Genomic DNA, 15420 nt, shown 5'->3' with positions numbered 1-15420 from the left:
TTATTCAGTTGTTTGCTGTGTAGGCTCATCAAATAAAGATTTGCAGTTTTCTAAATTTTGGCATGCAGCAAACATAAGTGCTTTAGGCAAACTCGCATACAAATTGGTAATATGTTGTTCAGCAGGATTATAAAAATGCCAATAAGAAAATTGGGCTGAGCGGCGATTTTCCAAAGCTTTAAAGAAATCTTTTTCGTTAAAGTTATGATCAGATTGAGTACGAGGTCCTCCTTGCTCATGAGTGCCGACTATAGTCAAAAGCATCGGAGAATTACTTTGTTTTTGACTCTGCCAATGGTTTAATTTTTGAAATAGCATGCCTTGATCAAACCAAAGGGAAGGGCTGGCTGCGATGTAACGTTGAAATGCTTCAGGTTTTTGAAAAAAGTGATAAAGCACAAATAACCCTCCAAATGAGTGGCCATAAATACTTTGCTGCTGGTTATTAATTGGAAACTGTTTGGCGATTTCAGGTTTGAGTTCATCATTTAAAAATGTAATGAATTGGTCAGCACCACCATATTTATATTTACCTTGAGCCTGAAATTCAGCAGAAGGTTTTGGGGTGTAGTCATAAGCACGTTTTTTTACATCAAAAGTTTTTTGCTGAGCATAACCAACCGCAACGATCATGAGCGGGTCTAGGCCTAATTTTGTAGAACCTGCCCCAATAGATTGAGCGATATTGACTGCACTTGGAAAGGTTGCATTTCCATCTAATATATAAAGTACCGGATAACCATGTTGCGGTGGGGCAACTGGTGGTTTATAGACCTGAATCAAATAATCATGGCCTGTATTTTTAGATTTAATTTGAAATTGGGCCTGATTATTTTGAAAAACGATTTTTGATTGATTTTGTGTAGAGGTTTGAGCCAAAACAGAGCCACTTATTAATGAACTCAAAAGAAAACAGCAAGGTAAAAGGAAAAATGATTTATGCATAATGGGGGGGAGAATAAAATTTATTACACAAATGATAAATGAAAATCATTATCAAATAAAGCGATCTGGGGAATCCGACCAAGACGGTTTAATGAAAAAAGCCAATACAGCCATATTGCCTAACAAATCAAAGCAGACTATTGTTATACTCTCGTTTAAAAGATGATTTTGCTGAGGCTGCATTCCAATGATCAACGATGATCAAAACAAAACGACTTCTCTTAGTTTAGAACAAATTCGCGAAGATATTGATAGCGTGGATCAACAGATTCAAGAATTATTAAATCGACGCGCAAGCCTTGCTGAAGCAGTTGCGAAAGCTAAATTTGCTTCCGAAGAGAATCCTTTGTTTTATCGTCCTGAACGTGAAGCACAAGTCTTACGTAAAGTCATGGAGCGCAATCAAGGTCCTTTGTCTGATGTAACCATGGCGCGTTTGTTCCGTGAAATTATGTCTGCTTGCCTTGCTTTAGAAGCGCCGCAAAGTATTGCGTTTTTAGGGCCAGAAGGTACTTTTACTCAATCTGCTGTGCTTAAGCATTTTGGTAAAGATGCGGTTGTACGCCCACTTCCAACAATTGATGAAGTCTTCCGTGAAGTGGAAGCGGGTAGTGCACATTACGGTGTAGTTCCAGTTGAGAACTCATCTGAAGGTGTTGTAAACCATACCTTAGATTGCTTTAAAACATCGAATTTAAACGTGATTGGTGAAGTTGAATTACGTATTCATCATCAATTCCTTGTATCTGAAAATACACGTAAAGACAGTATTAAGCAGATTTATGCTCACCAGCAAACTTTAGCTCAATGTCGCCAATGGTTAGATGCACATTATCCGGGTGTTGAGCGCGTTGCTTTAAACTCAAATGCAGAAGCGGCCCGCCGTATTCGTAATGAATGGCACTCGGCAGCGATTGCATCTGATATTGCAGCAGGCATGTATAACCTTGAAATCTTACATAGCAATATTGAAGATAATCCGGAAAATACAACACGTTTCTTAGTGATCGGCCGTGAAAAAATTCCACAAAGTGGCAATGATAAAACATCATTATTGATTTCAGCGCATGATCGTGCGGGTGCTTTATTAGAAATTTTAGCGCCATTTGCAAAACATAATATTAGCTTAACAAGTATTGAGACTCGTCCAGCATTACCTGAAAAATGGGCCTATGTATTCTTTATCGATTTAGAAGGTCATATCGAACAAGAGAATGTTGCTGCTGCGATTAATGATATTCGCCCAATGGTGAAAGAGATTCGTATTTTAGGTTCTTATCCTGCCGCTGTTCTGTAATCACTTATGTTGGAATAATGACATGTATTAAGATAAGCATGTCATTATGCTTAAAAACAAATTGCTCAATGGTTTAAATAACTTTGAGCAAAAGCAAAGTTGAAGTTATGTCACAACCCCTATTTAAAAAAGTTGCATTTATTGGTTTAGGACTCATCGGGTCGAGTTTAGCTCGTGTTATTGTTGCAGAAAAGTTGGCGACAACTGTTGTTGCATCTACACGCTCACAGAAAACTTTAGAAGATGCAAAATCACTTGGCTTAATACAAGAAGGATTTTCTGATCCTGTTGAAGCCGTGAAAGGGGCAGATTTAGTCGTTTTAGCCTTGCCAGTGCGCGCTACGCAAAAAGTGCTTGAGCAAATTAAACCTTATTTGTCAGAAACCACGATTGTAACTGATGTGGGAAGTACAAAAGGTAATGTCGTTGATGCAGCAAAAGCTGTATTTGGTGAAGATTTACCAGAAGGTTTTGTGCCAGGGCATCCTATTGCTGGTAGCGAACATACAGGCGTTCACGCGGGTAAAGTTGACTTATTTGCAAATCATAAAGTGATTTTAACGCCGTTACCAACAAGTGCAGAATGGGCTGTTGATAAACTGATTCAACTTTGGTCGGCAGCAAAAGCTGAAGTCATTTGTATGGATGTTGCCAAACATGATGAAGTGCTGGCACATACGAGTCATCTACCACATTTAATGGCATTTAATCTGGTCGAGCAACTTGCGAACCGTGAAGATAATCTCGATATTTTCCGTTATGCAGCAGGTGGTTTTCGTGACTTTTCGCGGATTGCTGCTAGTGATCCCCAAATGTGGCATGACATTTTCTTTGCCAACAAAACAGCCATATTAAATGCTGTAGATGGCTTTGAAAAGCAGCTTACAGTACTTAGAAAATTGATTGAAAACGAAGACTCTCATGCATTAATGGGTTTGCTTGGCCATGCTCAGGCAGCCCGTCAGCATTTCAATCATATGTTAGCCAAAAAACCTTTAATGGAGAAAAATAAGGTGACACAGCAATTCAGTATCTTACCGGGAAATAAAACTTTTAAAGGTAAATTTACCGTACCGGGTGACAAATCTGTGTCACATCGCTCCATTATGTTTGGTGCTATTGCCGAAGGCACTACGCATGTCACTGGCTTCCTTGAAGGTGAAGACGCGTTAGCAACTTTGCAAGCTTTCCGTGATATGGGTGTAAGCATTGAAGGCCCTAAAAATGGTGAAGTGACCATTCATGGTGTAGGCATGCATGGCTTAAAAGCACCTGCAAGTGCTTTATATATGGGTAACTCTGGTACAAGCATGCGTTTGCTTTCAGGCATGTTATCAGCGCAAAAGTTTGACTCAGTGATGACGGGTGATGCTTCACTTTCTAAGCGTCCAATGGAGCGTATTGCTAAACCGCTACGTTTAATGGGCGCACAAATTCAGACTACAGGTGAAAAAGGTACACCACCTGTAAGCATTACTGGTGCTCAGCAATTAAAAGGTATTCAATACGATTTACCTATGGCATCTGCTCAAGTGAAGTCTGGTATTTTACTTGCGGGCTTATGGGCTGAAGGTGAAACTTCGGTAACTGAACCAGAACCAACTCGTGATCATACTGAACGCATGCTTCGTGCATTTGGTTATGATGTTAAGACTGAAGGCAACAAAATTTCCCTTGTTGGTGGGGGTAAATTAGTGGGTACTGACATTCAAGTACCATCTGACATTTCATCTGCTGCTTTCTTTATGGTGGGTGCTGCAATTACTGAGGGTTCCGACGTTGTGCTTGAAGCTGTAGGTATTAACCCAACACGTACTGGTGTGATCGAAATTTTAAAACAAATGGGTGCTGACCTGACTGTTGAAAATGAGCGTATTGCGGGTGGTGAACCTATTGCTGATATTCATATTAAAGGCTCGCGTACACTTAAAGGCATTCATATGCCTGAAGACCAAGTGCCTTTAGCAATTGATGAATTCCCAGCTTTATTCATTGCAGCAGCTTGTGCAGAAGGACAGACCGTATTAACTGGCGCAGCAGAACTTCGTGTGAAAGAGTCTGACCGCATTCAGGTCATGGCAGATGGCTTAAAAATCATGGGCATTGACTGCACACCAACTGAAGATGGCATCATTATTGAAGGTAAGGGTAAGTCTGGCGATTGGTCACCAATTTTTACTGGTGGTGAAGTTGAATCGCACCATGACCACCGTATTGCCATGAGTTTTAGTATGGCAGGTCTTCGTAATTCTGGTCCGATTACGATTCAAGGTACGGAAACAGTTGCTACCAGCTTCCCAACTTTTACTGAGTTGGCGAATCGTGCAGGCTTAACGATTGAAGTTAGCCAATAACTTTTTACCTAACACATTTTATAATTGCTAACACAATAGCAACGGCAGCAGCGGGCTAAATGCTTGGCTGCTGTTTGTTTATTGCTTATGCTAAGCGCAGATAATGATAATAGTGTTAGGACAAAGGATGAAAAAATTACAATTTATTGCCAGTTGCCCACAACATGGGGTGCTTGATCATCCACCAAATGAATGCCATATCACTCAAGAATATGTAGCGGCTTTATTATTTAAACAATTGGGGCATTATGGTTTTGATGCGCAACATATTGTGCATGAACATGAAAAAGTAGAAGTGAGTATTGATAATCATCTTTTACCCTTGTCTATTACTTGCCAAAAAACAGACTCTGATGGGCATTTGATGTGTGAAATCTCTGCCAATCCAGATGAAGAACAAGACTGGTTTGAGAAAATTGAAACACAAAGCATTATTCGTCAGCTCGCACAGGCAGTTGAAAATAGTTTGAAAGCCGATCAAAGCTTTTCAGCATTTGAATGGAAAAGTTAAATAAAACGATTATAAAGACTCTTTTATTAAGTACGGCTTTTAGAAAAGTCGTACTTTCTGTTTAAATTAAATATAAAAATACAAAATCTTTCCCGAAATCCCTACCTATCTTTAATGCATTGTGTATATTGAAATTATTACGATATTTACATAATTAGAGTGTGGTTTTCATGACACAAGTTGATATTGCAGCGTTATCTCCTCAAGTCGTTTGGCAGCATTTTCAAACACTTTGCACTATTCCTCGTCCATCAAAGCATGAACAGCAACTTCGTGAGTTTTTACAAAACTGGGCACAAAATCGAAATTTAGAAACTTATGTAGATGAAGTGGGTAATTTGATTATCCGTAAGAATGCGACTGCGGGTAAAGAACATGTATCTGGAGTCATTCTTCAAGGTCATTTAGATATGGTCACACAAGCCAACACTGGCACAGTACATGACTTCTTTAAAGACCCGATTCGTCCAATACTTGAGGATGGCTGGTTAATTGCCAAAGACACCACTTTAGGTGCTGATAATGGCATTGGGGTGGCATTGGCTTTAGCCGTTTTAGATTCAAACGACATTGCTCATGGGCCAATTGAAGTTCTTTTAACAGTTGATGAAGAAGCAGGTATGAGTGGTGCACGGCTTTTACAGGCAGGTGTGCTAAAAGGGAAATGGTTATTTAATATTGATACAGAAGAGTGGGGCGAGTTATATCTCGGATGTGCTGGCAGTATTGATGTTGAATTAGAACAGCCACTCACTTATGAGACAATTCCTGAAAACTTGACCGTTGTAAACATTCAGGTTGCTGGCCTTAAAGGTGGTCATTCTGGTGTAGATATTCATTTAGGACGTGGCAATGCTAACGTTATTTTAGCTCGCTTTTTAAATCAGCATTTACAACAACTTGGTGGACGTCTTGTCGAGTTTAGTGGTGGTTCAGCTCGTAATGCACTACCTCGAGAAGCAGGCGCAACCATTGCAATTTCACCTAGCCAGTTACCTGAACTAGAAAAATTACTTGCTGAATATCAAACGACATGCAAAAAACTGCTACAGGGTATTGATGACAATCTACAATTAACTATTCAACCGAATAGCGCTGACGTGACGGGAGTGATTGCTCAACAGCAGCAAAACGAATGGTTGCAAGCTTTGGCAACAAGCCCATACGGCGTTGCAAGTATGAGTCAAGCTCTTCCAGATGTGGTTGAGACTTCAAATAATATTGGGGTTGTAAAATTAAATCGAGAGGGTGGAAAAGCTGTCTTAATGGTCCGCTCAATGGTGAACCAAGAAGCTGAAGATTTTTCAAAGAAAATTCAGGCGCATTTTAGTCAATTTAATATCGCTTCTACACTCACGCCGTTGGTTTCGGGGTGGACGCCAAATCCAGATTCGGCTGCTTTAAAGTGCTTACAGCAAGCCTATCAAAAGGCGTTTAACATTGAGCCCAATCTCAAAGTAATTCATGCAGGTCTAGAGTGCGGGATTATTGCCGAGCACTATCCAGATTTACAGATGGTTTCATTTGGACCTGATATTCAAGGTGCGCATGCACCGGGTGAGCGAGTAAAGGTTGATACTGTAGATAATTGCTGGAAGTTGTTGGTGACGGCTTTGGCATCTGTAGAGTAATTTTTTAGAAATAAGAAGCTCAGTCATGAGCTTCTTAAACTTTGACCTTTACATGAAAATGATTTGTACCTAACTCGATAAATTCGATTTCACAATCAATAAATTTTTCAATCATAGCTGCTTGAGTGCGAGTGTGTTCGCTAATACATTGTGCGGTGAACTCACCACCTTGACCTAAGGCCAAAGGCAATAACAACTGATCTGCTAAATACTCATCCACAGCAGCATTAGATTCCGTATATTGCTTCACTTGTTCAGCCAAATGATTGGCAATTTGTTCTGCACTTTTGCGCATTTCACCTAAAGCTGTAAACACTTGAGTGTGATATTGATGAGTAACTTTCACATACACTGTATTGCCTTGGCTAATTCCATTTAAATGAAATTGCTGCTGAGAGCTTAAATTTAGCTTTTTACTTAATGTAGTTAATTCACGTTGTGCAATTTGTGCTTCTTCTGAAAGATTTAATATTGCTGCAAAAGCTTCATTGCATTGCAAAGCACCACGATTTAATAAATTTAAGCTGTTTCGATGTTGCCATGGCTGAACGGTAATTTGAATTTCGCCCGCACCAATTGGAAAGAAGCCAGCTTTATTTAATTTAAAATCGACGTTAATTCCAATCTTCGTTAGAGCAGGTAAAAAGCACTGTTCAATAAACTCTGCTGTTGGTGCAAGTGGGTTGTGTGTACCCCCTGAAATGGTGAGTTCGGTGGCTTCATTTTGTAATAACAAAACAGGTAGAAGCGTTTGTAAAACTAGTGTTGTACTACCCGCAGAACCGATTTGAAATTGATATTTACCACTTTGAACATGTTGAGGTACGAAATACAACCGTTGGCTATGTAATTCAGCACCTTCAACATAAGCTTGGCTAATTTGTTGAGATGCCTGTACACAAACTAAATGTTGGCGCATTAAACCTGGTTTTTTACGACCTGCACGTATATTAATTAATTCAAAAGGCTGACCTGTAATCATTGAAAGGGCAAGGGCAGTTCTTAAAATCTGTCCACCGCCTTCACCTTGTGAACCATCAATTTGAATGGTTGTTGGCATATTTGTCAAAACTGTATTCACTTCTATTTTCCTTATTTTTTAATTTAATGAACATACTGTCAGTACATGGTAATGCGAAGTAACGCGTGACTTTGCTTTCGACAAAGGTTTGCTAGGTGCATAGTGCTGAGCCTGATAAGTGAATATCGATGCACGGCTCACATGCTGCCATAGCCGCCTGAATTATTTTCAATCCCTCAGATCGGAGTAACGCAGGATCTTGTACTCGCCCAGTATGTCCAAACTTTGATTGTGAAACGGATTTCACAAAATCTATTGTTTAATCGATTAGATCAATTTGCCAATTAGCAGCCTGAATTTTTACGTTTAAGTCGCGGAGTTTCACACTGATATCATCCGCCTGCTTTTGTAAGCTAGAAACAGGAATGACTTTCTTCCACTTAATTTCACGTGAGCTATAACGATCAGGTTCTCGATGCGTATTGGCAATCGCATCGATTAGAATCTTATGCTGTTCAGCATAACTATCGCGCAAGCTTAATAGAGACAATAATACTTTGCCATCTTCCAGTTTTGCTTGCGCATTGGTCAAATGAATACGACAAATCAATTGATTGCTTTCCTGAGTTAAAGCAAATACCTGTTTGATGAGTTCATTAGGGTCTTCACTAGGTTCATCACCGTCTTGTACCAATACATTGGCATTGATTCGTTGTTTTAACGAAGCGAGCTTTTTTTGTTGATCGCTTCGAAGTAAAAGTGCTTCTGCGAGTTTCATTTTATTTACCTTTTTATTCAATATGTACAATCACTAAGTTTGAAATATCTTCTAATTGCATAGTAGTTTTTGCACATTCAGTAATGTCTTCTAAAGTTTCATCTTCATGCCAAGTTGTTATGAAGCAATGATCGGCTGGTGGTTGATAGTTATGAAAAAATAGATACTCTTCATCTAGAACATCATCCCAAAGAGAACACTCATATCCTGTAACCATTGCTTGAATACAGTGTTTTGAATAGACAATCTGCTCACAGATCCAATTACGCCATTTAGGCGGAATTGCATCAGTCTTCACAACCAAGATGATGTAATACGGTTGTTCAGGTAGAATCAGATGCTTTTCTTCATTTGCCCTGATTCTATAGCTTAGAATATCTAAACAATATTTTTCCATGATCACCCCTTAACACAAACCACTTGTCTTAATGTATAAATCACTTCAACCAAATCGCTTTGGGCTTTCATTACATCTTCAATAGGCTTATATGCTGATGGAATTTCATCAATGACAGCGGCATCTTTACGGCATTCCACACCTTCAGTTTGTGCAATTTGATCCTCAACAGTAAAACGTCGTTTTGCTTCAGTACGGCTCATAACACGACCTGCACCATGCGAACATGAACAGAAAGATTCCTGATTTCCAAGTCCACGTACAATAAATGACTTAGCACCCATTGAACCTGGAATGATTCCATATTCACCTAGACGCGCACGTACTGCACCTTTACGGGTGACCATTACTTCTTCACCGTAGTGTTCTTCCTTTTCTACATAGTTATGGTGACAGTTCACTGCTTCCAAACGTGCCTGAAAAGGTTTTGGTACAATCGTAGCCAAGGCTTTAATTGCAGATTGCATCATGATTTCTCGGTTCTTCATCGCAAAGCGTTGAGCCCAACCTACAGCAAACCAGTAATCATCGAAATGTTCAGTGCCTTCGACTAAATATGCTAAATCTTTATTTGGTAAGTTAATGAAATGTTTCTGCATGTCTTTACGTGCAAGCTCAATAAAATGATTACCGATGGCATTTCCTACACCACGAGAACCTGAGTGCAACATAACCCAAACATGATCATGCTCATCTAAACAGATTTCGACAAAGTGGTTCCCTGTACCTAAAGTTCCCAAATGCTTGCGGTTATTGGTGTTTTTCAAACGTGGATGTTTGGCACAAATGTATTCAAAATCTGCAACCAAATCAGCCCAAGCTTGATCTACCATTTCTGGTGGAGTTTCCCATGAGCCGCGATCTCGCCCGCGTTTAGTCATTCCATGTGGGATCAAACGTTCAAGTTCAGTACGTAGAGCATGTAAGTTATCTGGTAAATCTGAAGCAGTTAAGCTTGTACGGGTTGCCATCATTCCACAACCAATATCTACACCCACAGCAGCAGGAATAATTGCCCCTTTAGTTGGAATCACGCTACCAATAGTTGCTCCTAAACCGAAGTGTACATCTGGCATTACAGCCATCCATTTATAAATAAAAGGCATTTGAGCAGTTTGCAATAATTGTTGTTTTGAGTTGTCATCAACAAGCACGCCTTTAGTCCACATTTTGACTGGCATAGTTTTTTCATTTTGCAGAACTTGGTAAGCACGTTCTTGCTGCTTTTGTTCAAATTGAGCTTGTTGGTTAATTTCTTCAATGACAGACATTTTCTTTTCCTTTCAAAGCCTGCCTGCCAAGCGTTTGCAGGCAGGTGTTATTCACAATATCCCAATGATGTTGTGTGCTTTGTACTATTGCACTGAATGTGCCAACTTTTTTAAAAAGCACTTAATTTTAAATTAAGTTATTGAAATTAATGTATAAAAATAATTCATTTCTCTGTGTGATTAATTTTTATTGGAGATTTTAACGTTTAAAATATATCTAAAAATATATTTAAATATCTTTTTAGATATATGTTGTTAATGAGCTTTACGATTTTTATCGACTTTTAAAAGCTGTCCAGCTTCGTTTAAAGTAAAATCATCAAAATCATTTGCTAAATAAAAATGACCTTTATAAAACTGGCGAACTTCTTCAATAATAGCTTGTTGTCCAGCTTTATCCTGATGTCTAGGGCTAAAGTGCGTCAGAATTAAATTACCCAGAGATTGCTGCTCTGCAAATTCAGCCACCATTTTTGCTGAACTATGCATTGGACCTTTGCCGACTTTATCTAAAACCGTTTGCAAGTAAGTTGATTCGTGAATAAGTAGTTGAGCATCTTTGCAAGCGTCTGCTAATAGTTCAGGTTGGTCATTATCTCCACCTATAACTGCATGAATTTGCTGGTTTTGAACTTTGATAAAGTCTTGAGCTTTTAGAGTTTGTCCCTCAAATTCAACATCATAGCCTCGTTTTAAATGGCCCCACACATCGCCTTGAGGTACGCCAAGCTGAGTTAGAGTTTGGGTATCTAATTTCTTGTGAATAGATTTGATATAAATGCTAAAAGCAAAACTTGGAACACGATGGCTTAGTGGGTGTGCTTGAACGATGAATTCATCGGTGATCTGCTGTGGCTGTGTCGCTTCATTCACATCAATAAATTGGAGTGAATAGGGCAAATATAAATCTGTAAGTTGGGCGGTGATTTCAAACCATTGCTGAATTTCTTTTGGCGCAATCACGATTAGGGGTTTGCTGCGGGCATTCATTCCTGCACTTGCAAGTAAACCAACTAGACCATAACAATGGTCGCCGTGAACGTGTGTAATACAAATGGCAACTAGGTTTTGTGATGAAAGTTTAGCTTGTTGAATGCGGTGCTGTGTACCTTCTCCTGCATCAATTAAAATCCAGTCCTTATTTTTGCTGTTACGAACCGCTAATCCTGAAACATTACGTGTCAGGGTGGGTACACCTGAAGATGTGCCTAAAAAAGTAAAATGAAGCATATTCTTGGAATTTTTTGGTCAAATGCGTATTGTATATTATAGACACTTATAAAATTTTATAGAAATTATGGCGGATGCAAAGAAAACAGTCGTTATTGGCTTTGTCGGTTCTACACTTGATCAGGGAAGAAGGCCAGATCGCTGGCAGCGTTGGCGTCCTACAATTAGCCTGTTAATGCATGAAGATTTGCTTGTAGATGAATTGGTGTTGTTACATGATCGGCAACATCATAATTTAGTTAAATCTATAGCAGCAGACGCGAAAGAAATTTCTCCACAAACACAGATTTCTGGACATAAGGTCAGTATTAAAGATCCTTGGGATTTTGCAGAGGTGTATGGGGCACTTTATGATTTTGTAAAGACCTATCCGTTTGATGTCGAAAAAAATAACTATTTATTGCATATCACTACGGGAACACATGTTGCTCAAATTTGTTGGTATTTATTGGTCGATGCACATTATTTGCCAGCTCAACTTATTCAGAGCTCACCTAATCAACAAAAGACCCCAGAAGGTGAATATAGAATTATTGATCTGGATTTATCTCGATACGATGTCTTAAAACAGCGATTCGATGATGAACAAAAGCAAAATTGGCAACAACTTAAAGCAAATATTTCTACTCATAATAAAGCATTTAATCAGCTTATTGAGGAGGTTGAATTAGTTGCAACCCGCTCTAGCGCGCCTATTTTAATTATGGGTGCAACAGGTGTTGGTAAATCACATTTGGCAAAACAGATTTTTCAGTTAAAGAAAGATAAATTTCAATTAAGCGGTCGTTTTATTGATGTTAACTGTGCGACCTTACGCGGTGATAGTGCCATGTCCACTTTATTTGGTCATATAAAAGGTGCATTCACAGGAGCAGCTGCTTCTCGCGCTGGTCTACTAAAAAGTGCTGACCAAGGCATTTTGTTTTTAGATGAAATTGGTGAGTTAGGGCTTGATGAACAAGCAATGCTTCTTAAAGCGCTTGAAGACAAAAGCTTCTTTCCAGTTGGAAGTGATAAGGAAATTCAGGCCGATTTCCAACTAATAGCTGGTACTAACCGTGATTTGCGTAATGAGGTTCAAGCTGGCCGTTTTCGTGAAGATTTATGGGCTCGTTTGAATACATGGACATTCTTTTTACCAAATTTAAAAGACCGTATAGAAGATATTGCCCCCAATATTGATTTTGAGCTACAACGTTTTGCAGCAATTCATCAAAGACAATTGCGTTTTCAACGTGATGCTTTAGAAATGTATTTAAAATTTGCTAAATCAGCAGATGCATCATGGCAAGGAAATTTTAGAGATCTAGCCGCGAGCGTGACTCGTTTAGCAACTTTATCGCAAGGTGAGTTAATTCGCCGTGAAACTGTAGAAAAAGAAATTCAACGGTTAAAGCAACTTTGGCTTATTCAGACCGCATCTTGCAATGATGGAAATAGAGACGCAGACATTCTATTGAACTATTTGAGTTCTGAGCAACTAGAGCAAATAGATGAGTTTGACCAGATTCAATTACGTGGGGTACTTAAAGTTTGTGAAAATTCAAAATCAATGGCAGAGGTGGGAAGACAACTCTTTTCGGTGTCTCGTCAACAACGTAATACAACAAATGATAGTGATCGAGTGAAAAAATATTTGGCCCGTTTTGGATTAAGTTGGAATCATTTTTAGTAGTTACAGGGCTTATGAAATGATGGACATAGACTCAATCTATGTCCATCAAACTACTGCTTATTTCATAATAATAAAGCGTGTAATGATTTGGCGAAGCTGTTTTAAATAGCCTGTAAAGAAGTGGTTAGCGCCCGGTAAAATCGTAATTGGGTGCTTTTGAGGTTTTGCCCATGCAATCGCATCTGAAAGCAAGGTAATGTCATCTTGCTCACCATGAATGAGTAGAATATCACCTTGAATTTCAGGAGTTTTATAGTGGCGCAAACCCACTACGGTAGCCGTTGGTAAACCACACAAAATTAACTGTACAGGTCGTAATTCAGGATTAAGCTGTGCAAAGCATTTTGCCAAAACATGTGAGCCGAAGCTAAAGCCGCCTGCATAAAATGGCAAGCCTTCATGTAGCTTACAAACATGTTCAATTACAGCTAAAATATCTTCGGTTTCGCCATGGCCTTCATCATGAATACCTTCACTGCCGCCTAAGCCACGGAAACTAGGGCGATAAACAATGCAGCCATATTCATTAAAGATTTGGGTTAAAAGGGCCGGGACTTTATGTTGAGGGGTTCCACCTTGCAATGGGTGCGGATGACAAACAACCGCAAAGCCTTTGATTTCACCTTCAGGGCGGTCAACGAAAAGTTCAATTTTACCTACTGGACCCTGGATGAAAGTTTGCTCAGACATATAAGAACCGCTAAATAACAATACGTGATGCTATTTTACCGATAGTCGTCATTGAAAACACGAGTTAGCATTAAAAAATATCTACTGTTATAGTTGGGATTAAGAATAATTTTTTCAGGTTGTCTATGCTTGCTTTAATTTCTCCTGCAAAAACTTTAGATTATGAAACAGCGTTACCTACAGATGAGTTTACTCAGCCTCGCTTGTTAGAACACTCAACGCAATTGATAGATGTTTGCCGAAAACTTTCTGCTTCGGAAATTGCCAATTTAATGAGTGTGAGTGAAAAAATTGCTACACTAAATGCCGACCGATTTAGAGATTGGAAGCCTGAATTTGATTTTTCAAATGCTCGTCAGGCGATTTATGCATTTAAAGGGGACGTGTATACAGGTTTGGATGCTTATCATTTAAAAGATAAAGATATTGATTTTGCACAACAGCATTTACGTATGCTATCTGGCTTATATGGTTTATTACGTCCTTTAGATTTAATGATGCCTTATCGTCTTGAGATGGGCACTAAATTAAAAAATTTACGTGGTCATAATTTGTATGAGTTCTGGGGTGAAATTATCACGAACCAGATTAATGAAGACTTGGTGGCAATTAAATCTGAGTTACTTGTAAATCTAGCTTCAGATGAGTATTACAAATCGGTCAACGAGAAGAAAATTAAGGCTGAAATTGTGAAGCCTGTTTTTCTTGACCAGAAAAATGGTAAATATAAAGTCATTAGTTTCTATGCGAAAAAAGCACGCGGTTTAATGGCTCGTTTTATGATTGAAAACCAATTAAATAAAGCTAAGGATATTAAAGCGTTCAATACCGATGGATACTACTTTGATGCTGAAAACTCATCAGCAAAAGAGCTGGTATTTAAACGCGATGAGCAATAATCCTGAGCGTGGTTAATATATGATGATGCAGCTTTACTTATTAAAACTGGAACATGTTTGGTTTGAGCTGCATCAACATTATCATTTTTCTGAGCCACAAAAAATCTTAAATATACTCATCGCTGCTTATAGTGAAAAGCAGCGGGCCTATCATACTGTTCAACATTTATATGAATGCTTAGCTTTGCTTGAATCAGTTCGATCTGATTTGAATGATGCCTATGCGGTTGCATTGGCACTCTGGTTCCACGATGCGATCTATAACCCACACGCTAAAGATAATGAACTTAAAAGTGCTGAGCTTTTTGAGCAATGTATGGCTCAAAATTTACCAGTAAATACAGTTCAGAAAATAAAGCAGTGGATTCTTGCCACGCAAAAACATATACCGACTGATGAGTTAGATTTACAATTTTTATTGGATATTGATTTAGCTATTTTGGCAGCAACTCCAGAACGTTTTATGCAATATGAACAACAGATTCAGCAGGAATATGCTTGGGTCGATCCAGAAGTATATTCAATTAAAAGAAAGGAAGTTCTAGCGCATTTTTATCAGTCAGACCCACTTTATCAGACGACTTATTTTCAACAGAATTTTGAGTTAAGAGCAAAGCAAAATTTACAGAGGACATTAGGCATAGCCTAAGTAAATATAAGAATTTTTATCTATGGATTAGGGTGAAGTGATATGGGTTTCTTGAGTGATACAGATATTATT

The 15420-nt window shown here is 38.8% G+C and carries 14 protein-coding genes; 7 read left to right on the top strand and 7 right to left on the bottom strand.

The window, feature by feature from the left end; translation table 11 throughout:
• Positions 1-945 carry an alpha/beta hydrolase gene (locus tag BMW38_RS04665; RefSeq protein WP_092706204.1) on the bottom strand — a complete coding sequence of 315 codons (945 nt, stop codon included), beginning with the start codon at positions 943-945 and terminating at the stop codon, positions 1-3.
• 187 nt (positions 946-1132) lie between these two features.
• Between BMW38_RS04665 and pheA the strand changes: the two genes are divergently transcribed.
• From pheA to BMW38_RS04645, 4 genes are all read left to right on the top strand, one after another.
• Complete coding sequence (pheA, locus tag BMW38_RS04660; protein ID WP_003650703.1) at positions 1133-2242, top strand: prephenate dehydratase; 1110 nt, start codon at positions 1133-1135, stop codon at positions 2240-2242.
• A gap of 107 nt (positions 2243-2349) precedes the next feature.
• Entirely contained in the window at positions 2350-4596 is a 2247-nt protein-coding gene (locus tag BMW38_RS04655) for a bifunctional prephenate dehydrogenase/3-phosphoshikimate 1-carboxyvinyltransferase (RefSeq protein WP_213031099.1), read from the top strand.
• Positions 4597-4723: 127 nt separating this feature from the next.
• Positions 4724-5107, top strand: coding sequence for a hypothetical protein (locus BMW38_RS04650; RefSeq protein WP_092706200.1), 384 nt, complete (start codon positions 4724-4726; stop codon positions 5105-5107).
• Positions 5108-5277: 170 nt separating this feature from the next.
• A complete protein-coding gene (locus BMW38_RS04645; RefSeq protein ID WP_092706198.1) occupies positions 5278-6738 on the top strand; it encodes an aminoacyl-histidine dipeptidase in 1461 nt (486 codons plus the stop codon).
• 34 nt (positions 6739-6772) lie between these two features.
• Here BMW38_RS04645 and rtcA read toward each other — a convergent pair whose 3' ends face one another.
• The 5 genes from rtcA to BMW38_RS04620 all read right to left on the bottom strand — a co-directional run bounded on the left by rtcA (position 6773) and on the right by BMW38_RS04620 (position 11435).
• On the bottom strand, positions 6773-7819 hold the full coding sequence (gene rtcA / locus BMW38_RS04640; protein ID WP_092706196.1) for an RNA 3'-terminal phosphate cyclase: 1047 nt from the start codon (positions 7817-7819) through the stop codon (positions 6773-6775).
• Between the two features lie 259 nt (positions 7820-8078).
• Entirely contained in the window at positions 8079-8537 is a 459-nt protein-coding gene (locus BMW38_RS04635; protein WP_092706194.1) for a DIP1984 family protein, read from the bottom strand.
• Positions 8538-8550: 13 nt separating this feature from the next.
• Entirely contained in the window at positions 8551-8934 is a 384-nt protein-coding gene (locus BMW38_RS04630; RefSeq protein ID WP_092706192.1) for a DUF7684 family protein, read from the bottom strand.
• A 2-nt stretch (positions 8935-8936) separates the two neighbouring features.
• A complete protein-coding gene (locus BMW38_RS04625) occupies positions 8937-10205 on the bottom strand; it encodes an RtcB family protein (protein ID WP_092706190.1) in 1269 nt (422 codons plus the stop codon).
• Positions 10206-10460: 255 nt separating this feature from the next.
• Complete coding sequence (locus BMW38_RS04620; RefSeq protein ID WP_092706188.1) at positions 10461-11435, bottom strand: ribonuclease Z; 975 nt, start codon at positions 11433-11435, stop codon at positions 10461-10463.
• A 67-nt stretch (positions 11436-11502) separates the two neighbouring features.
• On the opposite strand from BMW38_RS04620, the gene rtcR reads away from it, so the two are divergent.
• Positions 11503-13107, top strand: coding sequence for an RNA repair transcriptional activator RtcR (gene rtcR / locus BMW38_RS04615; RefSeq protein WP_092706186.1), 1605 nt, complete (start codon positions 11503-11505; stop codon positions 13105-13107).
• 60 nt (positions 13108-13167) lie between these two features.
• Here the strand turns inward: rtcR and BMW38_RS04610 are convergent, their stop codons facing one another.
• Positions 13168-13800: an alpha/beta hydrolase gene (locus BMW38_RS04610; RefSeq protein ID WP_092706184.1), complete on the bottom strand. Its 633-nt coding sequence runs from the start codon at positions 13798-13800 to the stop codon at positions 13168-13170.
• A 125-nt stretch (positions 13801-13925) separates the two neighbouring features.
• Between BMW38_RS04610 and yaaA the strand changes: the two genes are divergently transcribed.
• On the top strand, positions 13926-14699 hold the full coding sequence (gene yaaA, locus BMW38_RS04605) for a peroxide stress protein YaaA (protein ID WP_092706182.1): 774 nt from the start codon (positions 13926-13928) through the stop codon (positions 14697-14699).
• A 19-nt stretch (positions 14700-14718) separates the two neighbouring features.
• Positions 14719-15348 (top strand): HD domain-containing protein, encoded by a 630-nt coding sequence (locus BMW38_RS04600; protein WP_092706180.1) that lies wholly within the window; start codon positions 14719-14721, stop codon positions 15346-15348.
• The last annotated feature ends 72 nt before the right edge of the window (positions 15349-15420 follow it).

The sequence above is a fragment of the Acinetobacter sp. yr461 genome, from assembly GCF_900110445.1.
GTDB classification, from domain to species: domain Bacteria; phylum Pseudomonadota; class Gammaproteobacteria; order Pseudomonadales; family Moraxellaceae; genus Acinetobacter; species Acinetobacter calcoaceticus.
The sequence above is the reverse complement of the archived record's forward strand: the minus strand, read 5'-3'. Positions and strand labels throughout refer to the sequence as shown.

Excerpts from the sequence above, each read along its gene's own strand:
- BMW38_RS04665 (WP_092706204.1), bottom strand. The coding sequence starts at position 945 with ATGCATAAATCATTTTTCCTTTTACCTTGCTGTTTTCTTTTGAGTTCA.
- pheA (WP_003650703.1), top strand. The coding sequence starts at position 1,133 with ATGATCAACGATGATCAAAACAAAACGACTTCTCTTAGTTTAGAACAA.
- BMW38_RS04655 (WP_213031099.1), top strand. The coding sequence starts at position 2,350 with ATGTCACAACCCCTATTTAAAAAAGTTGCATTTATTGGTTTAGGACTC.
- BMW38_RS04650 (WP_092706200.1), top strand. The coding sequence starts at position 4,724 with ATGAAAAAATTACAATTTATTGCCAGTTGCCCACAACATGGGGTGCTT.
- BMW38_RS04645 (WP_092706198.1), top strand. The coding sequence starts at position 5,278 with ATGACACAAGTTGATATTGCAGCGTTATCTCCTCAAGTCGTTTGGCAG.
- BMW38_RS04635 (WP_092706194.1), bottom strand. The coding sequence starts at position 8,537 with ATGAAACTCGCAGAAGCACTTTTACTTCGAAGCGATCAACAAAAAAAG.
- BMW38_RS04630 (WP_092706192.1), bottom strand. The coding sequence starts at position 8,934 with ATGGAAAAATATTGTTTAGATATTCTAAGCTATAGAATCAGGGCAAAT.
- BMW38_RS04625 (WP_092706190.1), bottom strand. The coding sequence starts at position 10,205 with ATGTCTGTCATTGAAGAAATTAACCAACAAGCTCAATTTGAACAAAAG.
- BMW38_RS04620 (WP_092706188.1), bottom strand. The coding sequence starts at position 11,435 with ATGCTTCATTTTACTTTTTTAGGCACATCTTCAGGTGTACCCACCCTG.
- rtcR (WP_092706186.1), top strand. The coding sequence starts at position 11,503 with ATGGCGGATGCAAAGAAAACAGTCGTTATTGGCTTTGTCGGTTCTACA.
- BMW38_RS04610 (WP_092706184.1), bottom strand. The coding sequence starts at position 13,800 with ATGTCTGAGCAAACTTTCATCCAGGGTCCAGTAGGTAAAATTGAACTT.
- yaaA (WP_092706182.1), top strand. The coding sequence starts at position 13,926 with ATGCTTGCTTTAATTTCTCCTGCAAAAACTTTAGATTATGAAACAGCG.
- BMW38_RS04600 (WP_092706180.1), top strand. The coding sequence starts at position 14,719 with ATGATGATGCAGCTTTACTTATTAAAACTGGAACATGTTTGGTTTGAG.